This window comes from Nocardia sp. NRRL S-836 (genome assembly GCF_001279525.1).
In the GTDB taxonomy this organism is placed as follows: domain Bacteria; phylum Actinomycetota; class Actinomycetes; order Mycobacteriales; family Pseudonocardiaceae; genus Lentzea.
The window spans coordinates 101,647-119,014 of sequence record NZ_LGDY01000047.1; the positions used below are offsets into that span (position 1 = coordinate 101,647).

At 65.8% G+C, this 17,368-nt stretch carries 14 protein-coding genes; 6 read left to right on the forward strand and 8 right to left on the reverse strand.

Going from position 1 to position 17,368, the window contains the following annotated elements:
* Nucleotides 1-314: 314 nt before the first annotated feature.
* Complete coding sequence (locus ADL03_RS06655) at nucleotides 315-1,823, forward strand: hypothetical protein (protein WP_157528173.1); 1,509 nt, start codon at nucleotides 315-317, stop codon at nucleotides 1,821-1,823.
* A 109-nt stretch (nucleotides 1,824-1,932) separates the two neighbouring features.
* Here the strand turns inward: ADL03_RS06655 and ADL03_RS06660 are convergent, their stop codons facing one another.
* The 3 genes from ADL03_RS06660 to ADL03_RS46660 all read right to left on the reverse strand — a co-directional run bounded on the left by ADL03_RS06660 (nucleotide 1,933) and on the right by ADL03_RS46660 (nucleotide 5,446).
* On the reverse strand, nucleotides 1,933-2,394 hold the full coding sequence (locus ADL03_RS06660; RefSeq protein WP_053732472.1) for a hypothetical protein: 462 nt from the start codon (nucleotides 2,392-2,394) through the stop codon (nucleotides 1,933-1,935).
* Nucleotides 2,395-2,453: 59 nt separating this feature from the next.
* The gene (locus ADL03_RS06665) at nucleotides 2,454-3,011 is read right to left on the reverse strand and encodes a hypothetical protein (RefSeq protein WP_157528176.1); all 558 of its coding nucleotides are present in this window, start codon (nucleotides 3,009-3,011) and stop codon (nucleotides 2,454-2,456) included.
* 1,154 nt (nucleotides 3,012-4,165) lie between these two features.
* A complete protein-coding gene (locus tag ADL03_RS46660; RefSeq protein ID WP_157528179.1) occupies nucleotides 4,166-5,446 on the reverse strand; it encodes a triacylglycerol lipase in 1,281 nt (426 codons plus the stop codon).
* A gap of 275 nt (nucleotides 5,447-5,721) precedes the next feature.
* Here ADL03_RS46660 and ADL03_RS06675 point away from each other — a divergent pair, with 275 nt between their 5' ends.
* The 3 genes from ADL03_RS06675 to ADL03_RS06685 all read left to right on the forward strand — a co-directional run bounded on the left by ADL03_RS06675 (nucleotide 5,722) and on the right by ADL03_RS06685 (nucleotide 9,144).
* Nucleotides 5,722-7,269, forward strand: coding sequence for a M3 family metallopeptidase (locus ADL03_RS06675; RefSeq protein WP_053732475.1), 1,548 nt, complete (start codon nucleotides 5,722-5,724; stop codon nucleotides 7,267-7,269).
* A gap of 304 nt (nucleotides 7,270-7,573) precedes the next feature.
* Nucleotides 7,574-8,698, forward strand: a complete 1,125-nt coding sequence (locus tag ADL03_RS06680; protein ID WP_053732476.1) for a pentapeptide repeat-containing protein — start codon at nucleotides 7,574-7,576, stop codon at nucleotides 8,696-8,698.
* A 110-nt stretch (nucleotides 8,699-8,808) separates the two neighbouring features.
* Nucleotides 8,809-9,144 carry a hypothetical protein gene (locus tag ADL03_RS06685; protein WP_053732477.1) on the forward strand — a complete coding sequence of 112 codons (336 nt, stop codon included), beginning with the start codon at nucleotides 8,809-8,811 and terminating at the stop codon, nucleotides 9,142-9,144.
* 511 nt (nucleotides 9,145-9,655) lie between these two features.
* Here the strand turns inward: ADL03_RS06685 and ADL03_RS06690 are convergent.
* Both ADL03_RS06690 and ADL03_RS06695 read right to left on the reverse strand, forming a co-directional pair.
* Nucleotides 9,656-9,838 (reverse strand): hypothetical protein, encoded by a 183-nt coding sequence (locus ADL03_RS06690; RefSeq protein WP_053732478.1) that lies wholly within the window; start codon nucleotides 9,836-9,838, stop codon nucleotides 9,656-9,658.
* A gap of 164 nt (nucleotides 9,839-10,002) precedes the next feature.
* Nucleotides 10,003-11,016, reverse strand: a complete 1,014-nt coding sequence (locus tag ADL03_RS06695; RefSeq protein ID WP_157528185.1) for a hypothetical protein — start codon at nucleotides 11,014-11,016, stop codon at nucleotides 10,003-10,005.
* 305 nt (nucleotides 11,017-11,321) lie between these two features.
* On the opposite strand from ADL03_RS06695, the gene ADL03_RS06700 reads away from it, so the two are divergent.
* Nucleotides 11,322-13,058 (forward strand): hypothetical protein, encoded by a 1,737-nt coding sequence (locus tag ADL03_RS06700; RefSeq protein WP_053732480.1) that lies wholly within the window; start codon nucleotides 11,322-11,324, stop codon nucleotides 13,056-13,058.
* 867 nt (nucleotides 13,059-13,925) lie between these two features.
* Entirely contained in the window at nucleotides 13,926-14,267 is a 342-nt protein-coding gene (locus ADL03_RS06705) for a hypothetical protein (protein WP_053732481.1), read from the forward strand.
* A 258-nt stretch (nucleotides 14,268-14,525) separates the two neighbouring features.
* Here ADL03_RS06705 and ADL03_RS06710 read toward each other — a convergent pair whose 3' ends face one another.
* The 3 genes from ADL03_RS06710 to ADL03_RS06720 all read right to left on the reverse strand — a co-directional run bounded on the left by ADL03_RS06710 (nucleotide 14,526) and on the right by ADL03_RS06720 (nucleotide 17,195).
* Nucleotides 14,526-16,013 carry a pentapeptide repeat-containing protein gene (locus ADL03_RS06710; RefSeq protein ID WP_053732482.1) on the reverse strand — a complete coding sequence of 496 codons (1,488 nt, stop codon included), beginning with the start codon at nucleotides 16,011-16,013 and terminating at the stop codon, nucleotides 14,526-14,528.
* A gap of 38 nt (nucleotides 16,014-16,051) precedes the next feature.
* A complete protein-coding gene (locus ADL03_RS06715; RefSeq protein WP_157528188.1) occupies nucleotides 16,052-16,297 on the reverse strand; it encodes a hypothetical protein in 246 nt (81 codons plus the stop codon).
* A gap of 358 nt (nucleotides 16,298-16,655) precedes the next feature.
* The gene (locus tag ADL03_RS06720) at nucleotides 16,656-17,195 is read right to left on the reverse strand and encodes a GNAT family N-acetyltransferase (RefSeq protein WP_082372937.1); all 540 of its coding nucleotides are present in this window, start codon (nucleotides 17,193-17,195) and stop codon (nucleotides 16,656-16,658) included.
* Nucleotides 17,196-17,368 lie beyond the last annotated feature (173 nt).

Sequence of the window (17,368 nt, forward strand, 5' to 3'; positions counted from 1 at the left end):
CCGCGTCGCGTTCATCTCGGCGGACGGAGTCCCGCTCGACCTTGCCCTGCTCGACAGGCTCCAGTGCGTCGCGCTCGCACTGACTGGTGCTAAGCTGGGCGCTCTTCCCCGCTGCCGCGGGGGTGTTGCACAGATGGTCGACAGCGCGCCGCGTGTATCGCCACGCGCGTCTGCTTTCCCCGCTTCAGCGGGGTGTTCTCGTTCTCCGTTACGCATCGGTGTTCGGACGGACATCCGTTTCCGATCGCTCCCCGCACATGCGGGGCAGGCCTGCGTCGAGCGCGGCCGCCATGACCATGAGGAGTACCTCCGCTGTGTCCACTGAGAAACCGCTGCACGACGATGTTCCGCTCGACCACGCGTGGCTCATCGGCCGGCGCACGTACGTGCGCTGCCCCAAGGGCTCCCAGCTCGACCAGGAGCTGATCGCGCTCGGCGCGAGATGGGACTGGGACCAGCGCGCCCGCTGGGTCGGCACACCGGCCAAGCGTGACCGGGTACGGGAACTGGTCACTGCCGACCAGGAACGTCACAGGATCAGCGTCGAGGCCAGGCAGCAGGTGCTCGACGCCGGGCGATGGGTGCTGGTGCCACGTAAGCACCGCGCCGCCGTGTTCTTCGAGCGCGCCGGCGAGCTCGGAGCAGTTTGGGATCAGGCCAGATACGGCTTCGCGCTGCCCAGTGAGGAAAGCCGCGCCGCTCTGCAGCACGAGCTGGACGCGTGGGTGGAGCAACAGCGGGTCGAACAGGAACGCACCGAGGCCGAGCAGGCCGAGCAGCGGCGCCTCGAGGCGCAGGAGCAGACCCGCGCGGCAGCCGAGGCACAAGCAGCAGCCACCGCCCGGGTCATTGCCGACAGCGGCCGCATCCTCACCGGCGACACCGTGCAGCAGCACGAGGTCAGCACGGCCTACATGAACACGGTCACCGCGAACAGCGCGGCGTGCAGGATCGGCACCGTACGCACATTGCGCGACGGACGTCGCGGCCTGATCGTCGGCCGGAAGATCTGGTTCACCAGTGAGCACGACGCCTGCGACCTCGACTGGCACCGGGACGCACCCGATCAGGCGCACTGGAACTTCCGGTACACGCTGGAGATCGTCGAGCCGACCGCGCAGGAGGTCCGCGCCGACGCCGAGGCCGCTGCTGTTCGCGCTGACGCCCTGGAAATCGCCGCGGTGTTCGCCGAGTTGGGGAGGCTCGGCCGTCACGTCGAGGGCCGGCCCGCCAGGATACTCGACCCGGAACGCCGGGCGTCTCATCGTTCAGCGTCGGCACGGTGGTGCTCACCGCCGACGGCCGTGTGGTGTGGCACCACCCCGGCTTCCAGGACGACTATGTCGCCACCGAGGCGGTCACCACCGATGTCGAGCTGGTGGCGCGCGTCCGCGCACTGCTCGCTGCAGGCACCCGCACCCGCACCGTCCACGACCAGCTCACCTACACATACGAGGTCACTTGTGGACCTGCGTGAGATCGACATCGACGGCGACGTGTTCGAGCTCAACGAGTACGCGGGCGTCGTCGCCGCGCTGCTGCTCCAACTCGCTCCACAGACCACGGACTTGGTTTCTCGCAAGACACTTCGAGACGCGATGGCAACGGCGTTGCCCTGGGGCGGCGGGCAGTTTCGCGACAAGGGACACCCAGCTTCACGGGCGGTCCAGGCGGCCATGGGCGATCTGGAGAGGCTCGCGGCGGCCCACCGGCTGGGCCAAGACCGGACGGCTACGGTGGCCGTGCTGGACCGGGCCCTGCTGGTCCGGATCGCCGCTCTGTGGGGACGTTCCGGCGAAGCTCCGCGAACACCGCAGCGATGATCTCGGTGACGGCGTTACCCCGATCGGGGGGACACGGCGGTTTCCGGTCAGGTGGCAGATCACGCCGCTCGTCCACGACTGTGCTCACTCATGCCCTCGGGTCGGGCCGTCAACTGGCAGACGCCTGGCCTGAGTGGTGGGATCGCATCATCTGGCCGAGCGTCAGTGCCGCGTGGACGATGTTGGCCAGCGCGGTGTTCCGCTCGTGTTCCTCAAGTGCGAGCATCCACTCGATCACGCCCTCGACCGCTTCGTAGTCTCCCTTGGTGGCGTAGGCGAGCGCCCCGTTGAGCATGTCCACCGGCCGACCCAGCGACGCGGGCTCTTCCGGGTCGTCGTCGTGCTTCTGCGCCGCGAGCAGCTCGTCGCCGTAGACGGCGAGGAACGGCCGTACGGCCTCCATGCTGTGCTCGATCAGCGCCACCCAGAACGCATCGATCCGCGACGGACCGACCTGCCGCACGATCGCCTCCAGCGCCACGAGCATCCGGTCCTCACCGACCGGAACCTCCATCGCCGTTACCACCACGTCCCGTGCGATGCGCAGCAGCTGATCCCGATCTTCGTACATGACGACGCCCCCCAGCGTTCGTGTTGATCTCCCGTCGACCGTACACAGCGCTTGAGGGTCTAGGCGCGGGCGGTGCTCGACTGGACCTGGTCGATCAGTACGTCCAGGTCGGTCACCGGCGGGATGTCGGCCGCCAGGCGGTCCACCATCCGGTCCGTCTTCGCGACGTCGCGGCGCTTGCGCCGCCGCGCCGGCATGGCGGCGATGCAGACTGTGCCGCCCTCCGTGCGGCTGATGGCGAGCACGCTGACCCGGTGTCGCACCACGGGGCGGGCCGGATCGAGGAAGAACTGCTCGAACACCACCGGCGTCGCCGTCCCACCCAGTCCGGCCGCGTCGAACTCCGCGTGGTCGAACCGCAGGACCGACCGTCGTGCGACCCCGTCCTTGCCGCGGTTGCCCACCAGCATGATCGCGACACCCTCGTCGGCGTTGACGAGGACGTCGCCTGCACCAGCACCCTCAAAGAGCCGGGACAGCATGAAGTACCTCGTCTCCATAGCTGGAGTGACGTGGCGCTCGGCGCACAGTTCCTTACGCGCCAATGAGAGCAGTGGCACCAGTGACAGCACGCACACCGCCACGGTCAGGGCGTCGAACAGCGCCGGACGGGTCAAGCTGGGGACTGCGTTGGGGGTGGCTGCGCTAGTGGTTGTCACGGTTTCCACGTCAGCATCCGCCGCCACGATCTCACATGGTTCTGACAAGGCGGAAGCCAGTGACACGCAGGCCCGAGCCTACGACGGCGAGTACGACAACAACGGGGTCTACGCAGACGTGTACACCCTCAACGGCGGGCACTACTCGGTGTGGGACGGAAACGGCGCAGACGGAAACTGGGGGCCGTGGTCGGGAAACGGATCCCGGATCACCAAGTTCCGGGTGTGCGAGGACCGGGTGGGCTGCTCCGCTTGGGTCAACCTGTAGACCCCCTTCTGTGGAAAGCCTTCCGTGGAAAGTCTTCCGGTCACTGGGATCCCGTGCGGGGCTTTCACGTTTACGCAATACCGAAATCCGCAGTCGGTTCTGACCTGCGTAGTCAGGTGCGGCAAGTACGGCGACGGATGGCTCACGTCATCCACGGTCCCGTAGGCAGCGCGTCGGCGTTCACCTCGGCTGCGCCGTTCAGTCAGGTGAACTGGGCGTTCGCCAGAAGGAGGCTGACCGCGTCAGCGGCTACGTGTTCAACACCAGCAAGGTCTACATCTGAGGCCGGCACGGTGGCGGGTTCTCGTCGGGGGCCCGCCACCCGCTCGTTGGGGAGCCCGATGCTCGTCAGATCATTGCCGGTATTGCTCTTCCTGATCACAACCGTATGCCGCGCGGAGGAGCAGCCACCGGTGCTCGTAGGACAAGTAGCGCTGCCATTGCAAGGCTTCGAACTGACCCCGGCGGAGTACGCGCAGATCCAACGGGCACGTATGCGGGCACGGGACGAGTGCATGCAACGAGGTTGCGCGCTGTGCGCAGGGCGTTGGGTGGTCTACGCCGAGGACGCGACGGCGCCGGGTCAGGGTGTCTTCGTCGAGTTCGCGCGGCTTAGTGCTCACCGAGCGCGACCAACCTTCCTGGACATCAAATCTAGAGGACGCGCCTCGCCGAATGAGAGTGCGGTCGGTTTGTGGACCGTTCGGGTCGTGTTAGGCGGTCGGGAGGTTGATCAAGGCCGCTGGGTGAGCGTACTGCATAGTGCGGTCACGGGGCATCCCAGCTGATTTAATAACGATGTTTGTTAGAGCGCATCAACACGACACAGTCGCGACTGCGTCAACTACTGGCCATTCAGTGCATGCCAAAAGTCGTTCAACCTGCGACGCTCGCGATCGTCGCGCTCAGCCTTCAGATTCAAGTCTGGCATGAGTTCGGGTTGTCGAATGGCGTTGTTGATAAGGCCGATTACCGTCCTCGTTTCAATAGCCCCCAAAAGGGCTTCGCCGTTTAGTGCGTGTGATTCTAAAATTGCGCTCCGAGCGACGGACGACCTCTCGATGAGACTACTTCTCTCCAGGAGCAATGCGGCGCGATACCGCGGAAACCTGGGACTCGTTCGGCGCAGCCAAAACTCTGCTGCCGTGAGTGTTGCAGCATTGTTTGGTTCCGGCACAAGCGACTGCGGTAGGTAGCCATCGTGAAGGGCACCTAGCAATAGCCATTCGTAGTCTTCCTTTGAAAGTTGAGGTCGAAGATTGAGCTGGTCGACTGCATGCCGAAGATCGGTGTACTCGCAGCCGAGAAACAACTTGATCTCGGGCGCTATTTGCCAGCGTTCACGCAGGCCGCGAAGAGCGTTAAGTATCTGCTCCGGCGTCATCCGCGCGTACATTCCGAGATCTGCCGCCGTCGCGAATGCAAGAGCCTCTACCAGCCTTGACTTGATCGCGCGATACGTTTCATGCGTCTGATCTGTCACTTGAATGACGCTGCTATGGTCTCCGGGAAGCGCGCCATAATAGCCACTATCAAACATGCTCAGCGCCGACTTGCGTGTCACTATACCGTCTGACTCTGCCGTGTAAACCCAGATTGGAATCGGGCACGAGTTGTCCGTTAGCTTATGTGTGTACGCCACGTACTGAAGGACTATTCTTCTGGTTTTGTCTATCTCTTTTTCAAGAGGGCGTAGCGAGCGCTCCTGCGGCTGCCTCCAAAGCGGAATCATCTTCCTTAAAAGGGAGAGAAATTCCGAACCCTCGTTCGGGCAAGAGATCATGGCAACCGAAGATATTCGCTGGAGATCTTTCGCTCTACCTTCTGCGACTTCGCTAGCCAAGTAGTTTTGTACGACCAGGCCGCCCATGCTGTGTGAAATAAGCACGACTTGACTGCCCTCGGACACATTGTTGGATAGCCAGGTTCGCAACCTTAGTCCGAGCGTGTCGATGCTCGGTATTCGCCTTGTCGGCCACCGCCTAATCACGGGTGAATCATACTGAAAGTACTTCACATCTATGTCATCGAGATCTGGATCCAGTGCGATCAGGGAGGCGAGAGGCGTCCACACCGCCGGACTGGAAAACAAACCATGTACGAATACGACCACAACTCCGGCCATGGCGCACTTCCTGTCGTCATTGCAAAGGTGTCCATCCTAGGTGTAGATCGGACTACTGGCGCGAATGTTACTGGGAGTGGATCTTTAGCGTTTGGGTCTTCCATGCATCGACGGGATACTGACCTGTCTGCTCATCGGCATGACCGGAGGTTCCGGAACACATCACAGGTGATGAGCAGATCCGAGGTGCGGTAGGAACGCTCCGAGGCTGCATCGCCGACCACCTGAGGGCTGCGAGCGGTGCAGCAGCCCACAGCCCGCTCCGGTGTGTCGGCTTGATCAGTGCAGAGAAGCTGCTGCAGACCGTGATCACCCCGGCCCGTCGGGAACTGGCCGCGGTGATCACGCCGCTGCTCGCCGCGGAGGACACCGCCGCGTGGGTGGATCCCCAGCTCTATCAGCGCGTGGTTGTCGTGCACGACCGACGCGACAAGCTCGACCTCGACCAGCACGACACCGCGCTGCTGACCCGGATCCATGACCGCTTCGTCGACGCAGGCGCGCACCTCGACCCCGCGGCGCAGCACGAACTGCGGGTGCTCGACGTCCGTGAGGCCGAGCTCGAACGCGCCCTGGACGCCCGGATGTCGGCCGGGTTGCACGCCGCGGCCGTGCACGTCACCGACCGCGCCGAACTCGCAGGCCTGGACGACGACGAGATCGCCGTGGCGGCCGCGGCCGCCACCGACCGTGGCCTTCCCGGCTGGGTACTGACACTGGCCGCGCCCACCGTGCAGCCGATCCTGGCCCGACTCGCGCACCGAGGCCTGCGGCACCGCGTCCACGAGGCGTCGATCTCGCGGTGCTCACGAGGCGGCGACAACGACACCCGCGAGCTGCTGGTGCAGCTGTACCGGCTGCGGGCGACCCGCGCCCGGCTGCGGGGCTTCGCTCACCACGCCGAGGCGGTGCTGTCGCGGCAGACCGCCGGATCAGCCGAGACCGTCACCGCCCTGCTGCACGCGCTGGCGCCCCTGGCCGCGGGCAAAGCCGCCGAGGAGGACGCCGTCCTCACCGACAGCCGCATCGCCGCCGACCGGCTCTACCTGGCCCAGCAGGCCCGGCAACGCCACCGTCGTCCCGACCGGCACTCCGGTGATGCCCGCGAGTACCTGCCACTCGCCGCGGTCCTGACCGGTGCGCGGAAACTGGTGCAGCACCTGCACGCAGTGCACCTCACCGAGCGCACCGACCTTCCCGTCCACGTCCCCAGTGCGCGCGTGTGGGAAGCGGTTGCCGAGGACGGTCGGCACCTCGGCATGGTCCTGGTCGACCTGCACCAGCGAGACGGCAAACGAGCCGGGGCATGGACCACCGAGATCACCGCCCAGTCCCAGCTGCTCGGCCGGCGTGCCCTGGTGTGCATGTCCCTGAACCTGCCCCCGATACCGCCCGGCGGCGGCGACGTCGTGCTCACCGTGGACCAGGCCGTGACCGTGTTCCACGAGATCGGCCACGTCGTGCACGCGATGGTCTCCGATGTCCGCTACCCCTCCCACAGCGGATTCGCTCACCTTCCCCACGACATCGTGGAAGCACCCGCGGTCATTCACGAGATGTGGGCGCTACACCCCCACGTCCTGACCCACTACGCCCGCCACCACCTCACCGGCGAGCCGATCCCCATCGGCCTCGGGATCACCGAGCTCATCCCGACGCGCCACGGTGTCGGCTACCGGATGGTCCAAGACGTCGCCACCGCGTTGCTGGATCTTGCCTGGCACAGCATCGGCCCGGACGACGAGACCGGCAGCGTGGACGAGTTCGGCAGCGGGTCCTGGCCGCCGCCGGCCTGGCCGACAGCCTCCCGCCCCGCTACCTGAGCAGCTTCTTCCGCCACTCCCTGACCGGTGACTACAACGCGACCTACTACGCCTACGTGTGGTCCGACGTCCTCGCCGCCCAGTTCCTCAAATGGGATGAATGTGTTCCCTGGCTGAAGGAAACCATGGCGCTGGACGCTCTTGGAGCCGACCGGTTCCCCGTCCCGGACCCGGCCCCGTTCCTGGCGACCCTCGGGGTTGCCGACTAGGTTTCCGCAGCACAGGCCCGGTCCCGAGCGACCGGGCCTGTCGCGTGTTCGAGTGCGGGCGTCACATGCGCAGCCCTGGCAGCGATGATCACCCTGTGAGCGACGAACCTCCCGCCCTGCCACCCCGGCCGCCGGTGCCCGGAGCGTTGCCGGTGCCCGCACCGTCCTCGACACGGCAACCGCTGCAGCCGATGCCGACGCGCACGATCGCGCTGGTCGCCGCAGGAATCTTCGTGTTCACCGCCGCGGTGGTGCTGGCATTGTGGTGGCCTGGGACCGCCGGTCTGAGCGGCCAGGCCCTCGTGACCGCCCGGTTCGATGCCCTGCGCACCGGGCTGAGCATCGGCATCGGCGGCGGCGGAATCTTCGCTCTCTACCTGGCCTGGCGCCGCCAGCACGCCACCGAGGTCGGCTTGGTCCAGAAAGAACGCGACCAGGCCGATGTCGCCCGTGCTTACGAACTCCAACGCGACGTCGCCGACCACACCCGCCTGCACGCCGAGCGCGTCGCCGCGGCTACCGAGAAAGACGCCGCTGACCGACGAGTCACCGAGCTCTACACCAAGGCCTCCGAACAGCTCGGGTCGGACAAGGCCCCGGTTCGCCTGGCCGGCCTGTACGCCCTGGAACGCCTCGCCCAGGACAACCCCCACCAACGCCCCACCGTGGTCAACGTGCTGTGCGCCTATCTGCGTATGCCCTACATCCTGCCCGGCGACCGGCCTGCCAACGACGCCGACGAGGCCACCCGCACCCGTCACGACACGAGCCTGCAAGAGCGCGAGGTCCGCCTCACCGCCCAACACATCCTCGCCCTCCACCTCAAGCCCGGCCCGAGCCGCGACGACCCGGTCCAGACCTTCTGGCCAGACACCGATCTCAACCTCACCGGAGCCACCCTCATCGACTTCGACCTCAACGGCTGCCACGTTCGCGAAGCCTGGTTCGACGGGGCGACGTTCACCGAGACCGCCCGGTTCGATCGGGCGACGTTCACCGAGACCGTCGGGTTCGACGGGGCGACGTTCACCGAGACCGCCGGGTTCCGCGGGGTGACGTTCACCGGGGCCGCCCGGTTCGATCGGGCGACGTTCACCGGGAAAGCCCGGTTCGACGGGACGGCGTTCGGCAAGATCACCTGGTTCGGTGGGGCGACGTTCAACAAGATCGCCCAGCTCGAACAGGCAGTCGTGCAGCATCCGGTCGGGAACTCGGCCTAGCCCGCTGGCTGGGCAATATCCGACGACCACGGACCGATCGATGACCGAGAGGGCACCTGGCACCGCATCGTTCGCTCCTGAGAATTGCGCGCAGTCCGAACACCGTTTGGTTGCCAGTCGCGTTCTTCGCCAACTTCGGCCTCAACGGCCCCACCCGCGCCGTCGGCACGGTCCTGCGCGAAGTTCTTGCGCACGGCAGCACCGACCCCGCCGGGTACCTCCCACTGGTGGGCGGATATCTCCATCCGGCACCCCTTCTGCTGCGGCTCGGCTTCACCGCCTCCGACGAGGAATACCTGCCTACGGGGCCCGGTCTGGATGAGCCAGCGGCAGCTCTCCCCCGTCCGACCCGGACACCGGGGCTGGATGAGGTCGTGGAGATACTGGAAACGCGCCTCAGCAGGTCGATCTGGGACGACGACAGCGACGACATGATCGGCAAGTAGGGCTTGGCGCGTGCACCACGTGGCCCGCGGGCGCGGCTGCCCGCAGGCGAAAGCCTGCTGTAGGCCGGTTCGGTACCACCGTGCCCGCCACGACCGACGCGGTGACGACCACGATCGCGCGGGCGGTGTCAGTGGTGATGATGCGGACAACGTCGAGCCCGAGGCGCACGGCGACCCCGCCGGCGCTGGCCGGGTCGGGCTCGACGCTTCTCCGGCGGGCTCAGCGTCCCGCCGATGTCCTCGGCGCTGTCCTAGCGCATCGTCGACGCCCGCGCCCACGACGGTCCGTTCGTCGACCTCGCCAACCTGGCCCGCCGCGCCGAGCTCGGCACCGAGCAGCTCAAGGCCCTCGCGACCGCCAGGTTTGGTAAGCGACGCAGGGTAGAGCCACTGGTCATCGATCGGATGTAGACGCGGCGTCGGCGGGCGGAGCCGGGCACGCAAAAGCCGCGTGCCGCTCGTCGAAGAGAGGCACGCGGCTTTTGCGTTGAAGGGGTCGTGACCCTGGAGGTCAGGCGGGCGTGCCCTTGCCGCCGTCGCCCCGGATCGCCTGAATGAGCTTCGCGATGGCGTAAAGCACCGGCGGGATCGCCAGTGCGGACAGCGGCTGTATGATGGTGAACACCAGCGTCGCCACGAAAAGCACGATCGCCGTGATCGAAAGGGCGATCTCGCGCTTGTTCCACTTCGTCATACCCAATTACTAACACGCGCGATCGACACGTGAACAATCCCGAAAGTGAACGCAGCGGCGGCGCGTCAATGGATTTATCAACGTCGCCGGGCGGAGTGTTCACCATCTCGTTAATTCACGCAGTCCAGTTTGTCAACAGATTCGTCAACGGGCCCGGCGGAACGTTAATCGGCGCGCGTAGCGGCGTCGCGGGCATCGAGCCGCCGCTGGAGCGCGCGCAACGTGACGTAGATGGCACGGAAGGCGGGCCGGTTGTACTTCGTGCCCGCGCGCCCGGCGGGACGGCTGAAGTTCGGGTACTGCGCCTGCACGTGCTCGATGGTCTTGCGCACCGCGCGGCTGCCCGTGATGACGAAGTTGCTCTTGCGGTGCTCGTAGTCGGCCTCTGACATGCCCTCGGGGCACACGTCCCAGACGTCGACGTGGTCGAGCGCCAGGTCCAGCGCTCCCCGGTCAGGGTGGTCGGGGTGCTGGGCTCCGACCGCGTGGTGCTTCTTGGAGCGGTAGTAGAGGCGCCTCTTGTCGATCAGGCGGATGATGTGGTGCACCTCCTCCGGTGTCGCGACGCCCCACGCGCGCGCCTCGGCCCACAGCGCCTCGACGTGGTCGATCTGGCGCAGCGTGGGTGACGCATGAGGCGGCACCTCCGCCTTGCCCTCGAAAACCTCGAACAGGTCGGGGAGCTCGGCGTCTCCAGCCCGGATGTGGCGTACGTCGCACGCCTTGTCCATCAGCGCCGTCAGCGCGGTCCCCGGCTCGGTGGCTGTCGGGTCATCGAGCACCACCAGGAGGATCACGCCCGCCCACGCGTACCGCTGCCGGCCCGCGATCACGTCGCTGAGACCGTCGAGGCGGCGACGTCGGTACAGGTCCATGGCGTCCTCGACGAGCCGTTTTGTCTTCGCGTCCCGGCTGGTGGCGCTCCGCGCGGACACCACGAAGACGGCGACGGCGTACCCGTCGACGTCGTCGTTTGAGCGGATCTCGTCCACGGGCCGGACGTCGACGAGGTCGACGCCTCGGCCGGCGCACTGCTCGCTGAGCTGGTCGGCGACCTCCTCCGAGCCCGGTCCATGGGTGTAGACGAGGAGCCAGGGCACCCTCGTGTAGGTCACCGCGCCGGGGTAGGTCGGTTGCTGCGCATTTCCAGTGGTGGGCGTTTCACCGCTGCCGCTCATGCGGAAAGTGTAGGGCCAATCACCGAGCCTCCTCCGCGAGGTCATTCATTGACGAACCCGCTGGGGCGTCAGCAGCACATTAACGTAATAGACCTTGACGGCAGGCAAGATCTGTGCGTTCGGGACCGTTCGACTTGCCGATCAACGAATCCGATGCTCACGTCGAGCAGATTAACGTATCGAACCTTGACGACAAGGAGATTCTATGCATGTGTGCTGCCGCGTGCTCTCGTTAACGTATCCCGAACGCACATTAACGCACCCCGGATTGCGCTCGCGCGTGTGAAGGATGAATAGTGTGCTGCGTGGCCGATCTGACTGTGACACTCATGGGCTCCATCGAGACGGGCCTTGCCCGTGCGGCGCACCAGAGCATCGCCATCTACAGTCGCGCTGCGCTGCTCGCCCTCAACGACGTCCATTTCCGCCTGGGAATCGACTACACCAGCTCCGGGTACTCTCCGGCATCCGAGCCTCCGACGCGCCGCTGGTCCGAGCTCATCAACACGTTGATCGACATCGATCGTGCCTCGTGGCCAACACCTTCACTCAGGTCGAGCCTGCTGCCGGGAGCCGTACCCGGCGACTTCTTCACGCCGGAGTTCACTCTCGAACTCCGGACAACGCTGGCGGCCGCGTCACGCTTGAGTCGGGACGCCGTGGCCCGGCTGCTCGTCGAAGCCGGCACATTCCTGGTGGGCGAGAGCGTTGAGCTGGCTGCTCAAGTCGAACTCGCCACTGCGGTAAGTCAGACCGTCGAGCGCGCGGTGATGATCGCCAAGCTGGACGAGGTGACAACTGCCGCAAGGAAGCTGCTCGACCTCGCCACCGCGGATGCTCTGGAGGTCTTCTTCTTCGGTGAGCAGGAACCTGCGCGCGCCGAATCCGCTGTCGCTGGAACTTTGACGAACGCGTGGGACGCCGAGCGGGCAGCAGCCGCGCTGATCGAGGACGACGACTACTGCACGCCCCGATTCGTGGACGGTGCGCACCGCGACCGCTCAATCGTCGTCCTGGTGGGCGCACAGCAGTCCGGCAAGACCTGCACAGCGATGACTCTGCTGCGGGCCCGCCGAGTGTTGTTCGAGAAGGCGATGAGTCACGGCATGGCCCAGGAGGCGTGCACGGCGATGGCGGTCTCCCCGTCCGGCGGAGTGCTGACGGATCCGATCCAGCTGATGCCACCGGTGAGGCAAGGCGACCTGCCGCCAGCGGAACCGGCTGAATGGCTTGGTGCCGCGCTCATGCAGTTCGAGCGTCAGGTGGAGGCGTTGGGCAGGAATCCGGTAAGCGCCGAGTACCCGTCATGCAGCGACCCTGTTGCGCGCTGGGTGGAATTGGTCGAGGGCCTTACCGGGTTCGGCACTGTCCGCCGTCCGGACCATGTCGTCGTGCTGCCCGACGAGACGGAGATCCAAGCAGTACCGCCGATGACGGCAGTCGCGCCGCAGGATCTGGTTGCGCTGCTCCGTGAAGACGGGCTCATTCCCGACCTGACGGGGACCTCCGTCACCGTTGTTCGGACCCTGTCAAGCGCTCAGAAAGCGGATCTGCACGAGCATTGGCTTGCGATCTGCACTGCCGCAAACGCGCAAGCATGCGAGTTCGACCTGGCCGGCGACGAAGCAGAACTCGATCAAGCCGCCGTGAGTTCCGGACACGACGCGACCAGCAGCGAGGACTCCGCAGTGCGGTTTGGCCCACCGCGGGAATCTCCAGCGGTGGGCACCGTGCTCGTCATGCCGCGAGAAAACGTTCTCACAAGCGCAGGCGCTCATTCGTGTGACGTGAGAATATCTCGACGCAGGAGTGCATTGCTTCCTGCGATGGGCATCGTTCAAGTGCTCATGTCGATCCTCATTGTTGTGTTCGCCCTCTACCAAGGGGTCCAACCGGCGGGAGCAGTGCTGATAGGAGCGGCGACTTCCTGGTCCTCGGTCTTGGCCTTCAGCACGGCGTATTTGCGATCGCCGGACTTCACCAAACGCACGCGTTCGGAGACGAGCACGACAGCCGAGTCCTCCAGATTGATCCATCTTTGACGGAAAACACCCGCTGAGCCCTGGTTGATGCTCATGCTCGACAGCAAGGCAGATCCATGGTCGCTGTGTTGACCACGCAAAGAGTGCTCACGCAGACCGGCACGGCGCTGTTCGGGTCGATACCGAACTGGGTCACCGTCCTGTCGCACCTGCAGTTGGGGTGTCGTGGGCCCATCTCATCCACATAGGACGATGATCGCTCATCCTCTGCTCGCCCTCCTGGCGGGCGACGCCGCGATCGCGCTCACCACGTGGGGCGGGGCAGCACATCGCCCAGGCACTTTCGTCGGAGCCGGCGCCGCTGCGGCCGCGATCGCGTTCTTGAACTTGGCCATCAGCCCACGTTGACAACCACGGCCGCCGAGTACGGCGTGAGGATGCCGCACGTACGAGCACCCCCACGGCTCAGGCCTACCGCAATGGTCCTCCGGTTCGATCGGTGCGCCGCGCTACCGCGGTGACGTGTCCCGTCCCACGGCTGAAGCAATTCCAGCCGCGCCGAAACGGGCCACCTATCCGAGCCATTTGCGCAGCGCCCAGCCGATGAGCTGACCGGCGATCACCTGCACCGGGATCTTCACCTTCGGCCACAGCGTCAACCACTGCCAGCCCCGCGATGGGCTGGTCGTGCTGATGGTGCTTGCCGAACTCCGTCATGGTCGTCTCCTGCGTTGTCGACTGTCCTGTCCGACCGAGGTCGCCGGAAGACGACGCCGCTGACCTGCGCTCACCAACTACGCCCGGACAGTTCGGCATCGAGTCGCCTGAGCCCAGTTGGCGGATTCCGTGGGCAAAGCCGCTGATCAGAGCGATATGTGGGTGAAGTATGGGGTGAGCCTTTGTCGCTGGACGGCAAGGTGTGTCCCCATGACGAACCTGGTGCTTAGGGCCGAGTTGATGCGTGGAGAGTTGGACGCGGAGTACCTCGCGGAGAAGGCGGCCGAGCAGCCCGGCCTGCCGCCGGAGGAGCTGACACCAGCGCTGTGGACGGTGGTCTGGGGATGGAACGGGAACATGCAGGACATCGAATTCGCCAAGGATTACCAGCTGCCGGCCGCGATCGGACGGGTGGTAGCGGAAGCGACGTTACGGCGGCGGTCGTTGTCCTGGACGCTGAGCGGTACCCCACCGGAGGGCGGCACCGTGGCCGACGCCGTAGACGCCTTGGGCGTCACGTTGCGCAAGCAGTGGCCAAGCGAGTGGCGGTGAGGCCATTGGGCCGATCCTCACCAGGCAGCCCCTCGGCCCCGACAAGTACTTCCGCACACCGACAACTAGGTCCGGACGCCGACACGTTCGCCCGGACAGGACAGTAGATGTCTGTTCCATGAGCGTCCACGAACTAGTCCGGCAATCGATAGTTCGTCTGAGTAGAACAGCTTCGTCTCATTCGGCTTAGGTCGGCGGTCTAGAAGCCGCTGATCTGCGGCGTGTAGACCTGGATGTGCAGCGGACAGCCATGCAGACCTAAGCGGAGGGGTCGGGGTTGTCGGACGGGTCTTGTTGTGGGGTGTCGCTACTGGGACGTAGGTAGGGCTTGACTTCCTCTGGGACCGTGTGGCTGAACTGCGCCTCGTCGAACCGGGCGTCGCCGGCGAACTGAGCCCTGTCGAACCAGACGAAGCTGGAGAAGAACCGCGCGTTGCTGAACCTGGCGACGCTGGCGAACTGCGCCTCATTGAATCGGGCGGCGTCGAACTGCGCCTTGTCGAACCCGGCGGCGCCGTCGAACCGGGCCTCGTTGAACTCGGCGATGCCGAAGAACCGCGCTTTGTCGAACTCGGCGACGCTGGCGAACTGCGCCTTATCGAACCAGGCACCGGCGAACCGAGCCTCGATGAACCCGGCGTCGCCGTCGAACCGGGCCTCGGAGAACCCGGCGACGCTGGCGAACTGAGCCGTGTCGAACCTGACGATGCTGGAGAACCGCGCTTCGCCGAACTCGGCGACGCTGGCGAATTGAGCCCTGTCGAACCTGGCGATGCCGGCGAACTGCGCCTTGTTGAACACGGTGTCGTCGGCGAACTGCGCCTCATTGAACCAGGCGGCGTCGAACTGAGCCTGGTCGAACCTGGCGGCGCCGTCGAATCGCGTGTTGTAGAACTCGGCGTCGCCGGCAAACCGGACCCCATAGAACCCGGCATGGCCGTCGAACTGCGCCTTATCGAACCCGGCGCGGCCGTCGAACTGCGCCTCATCGAACCCGGCGTCGCCGACGAACTGAGCCCTGTCGAACCCGGCGTCGCCGGTGAACTTCGCTCGCTTGAACTGTGCGGTGCGGACGGTGGTGTAAGCGAAGTCGAGGTCGATGAGGGTGGCGTCGGTGAGATCGAGGTCGATATCGGGCCAGAAGGTCTGGCGGGGACGTGGGAACCACCGATACCAGGTGCGGGTGCGGGTGCGGGGTTGAAGGTGGTCGCGCAGGATGCGTTGTGCAGTGAGGCGTACCTCCCGTTCCTGACGGGTGTCGTCGTGACTAACGGCTGAGGGAGGCTTGGCGGTCGGGCGGGCGACGAGCCCGGCGCGACCAGGACGGCTCGGAGCACGCAGTCCGCCGAGTCTGGGTGTGCCTGTTCTGCTCGGCAGGGTAAAGGGACCCCGCAAGTACGCGCAGATGACGTCAACGATGGTCTGGCGGTGGCCGGGGTTGTCCTGGGCGACCCGTTCCAGGGCGTAGAGCCCGCCGTGACGCACGGCGGGTTTGTCTGACCCGAGCTGATCAACGGCTTTGACATACAGCTCGGTCAAGCGTCGCTCGGTGGCGTCGTGCTCGGTGGCCTGCTGGCGACGTAGGGCCAGCGCCAGGGTGATCAGGGCGCCGATCCCGGCGGCGACGGCCAGCCCGGTGCGCACGGTATCGAGCCGGTCGGGCGGGGTGCTGGGGGCCAGCTTGGTGAACAGCACCACGATCGCAGCCGCCGCACTGGCCAACACCGGCAGCACGATCACCAGCACTGGTCGCCACCAACTCGCCCCGCCGCGTCTTCTGCTCATCAGACGATCATCGCGCGCGGCACCCCCGAGTAGTAGTGAACCGCGGACATCGCCCAGTCACCGCAGTGGGTCGTCGCGGACAGGTGGGTCGACGTGGACGTGACCGTGGAGATCGACGACGCGTTCTTCCGCCTCGACCTGACGGCGATCGCGGCGAAACACCAACGCTGAGTCACGTACCCGTTCAGGAGCATCCGAGAAGGACCTGACGCCGGTGCCGTGCGCGGCGTGGTGTCGATGGACATGCCGCGCACGTGGGGTTTGCCCTAGGCCCGTCTCGGCGATGCCGCCCGTTGGCCAGTCGGTGCGGCTCAGGCTTCGCCGCGGCCGCAGTCGCCGAAGAACAAGCATTCCAACACCGAAACCCGGGACTGATCCCGTGTTCATCTGAACACAGGAAGTCATGGCCGGGAGGCTAGCAGTAACAGCGAGCGATCACACAACACGGGATACGTCACGTGCTCCGCGTGCAGCACGACCGCGATCGCAGCCTGAGCGTCGACCGACGCAGTCCGCGAGAAACCACCTCCGGGCACCACGTGACGCCTTTCCGTGCAACGGGTGCCCCAGCTCGCCACCGCGGTTCGCGGGCCACTCCAGGCTCTACCCACTCACTCTGTCGGCGCCCTCGGGTGGCGTGTCGCGCGACCACCATGTAGTCCCGCTCTGCTGGACGAAGCCCTCCGCGCGAAACCTTCGTTCCCTCCGGGCCAAGCCGGTTTCCTCCTGGTCGACACTGAGGACGACCGAGCGTGCCCCGCGCTGCCGGGCGTACTCGTAGAACGCGTCCATGAGCTTCGAGGCGATGGTGTGCGTGTCCGCGTGCGGACAGTTCGGCAGGTCCTCCTTACGCAGCTTCGCGATCCCCTCCAACAGGGCGCAGCGCGTACTAGGCAAGCCGTAGTGGGCGCCATCCGACCGGATGCTGGCCGCGAGGAAGCCGACCGGTTCGCCATGGCACTCGGCCACCCACCGCGCGGTGGAGTACGGGCCGACCTTGAAACCTCCCCACCGTACGAACTTGATCGACAAGGCGGGCGGTTCATCGAAGCGCTCCAGGAGGGCAGGTACCACGTCAGCTTCCTGGCGAGACTTCGGGCTGTAAGGAGTGATGATCACTTCGTGATCGGCTTCATCGGGCATGAGCGGAATCTGCCACCTCGTGGGTGAGCCGGGCGGGGGTGGCCGCGATTTCGCCTTGGTGACGTGTTGAGTTGCGTCGCGGTCCGTGGAGATCTACCCTGAGCCCACGCATCAGGTCCGATGCCGTAATCCTTCTCGCTCTCCCAATGGCCGTTTCCTCAGGTCGGGAGATG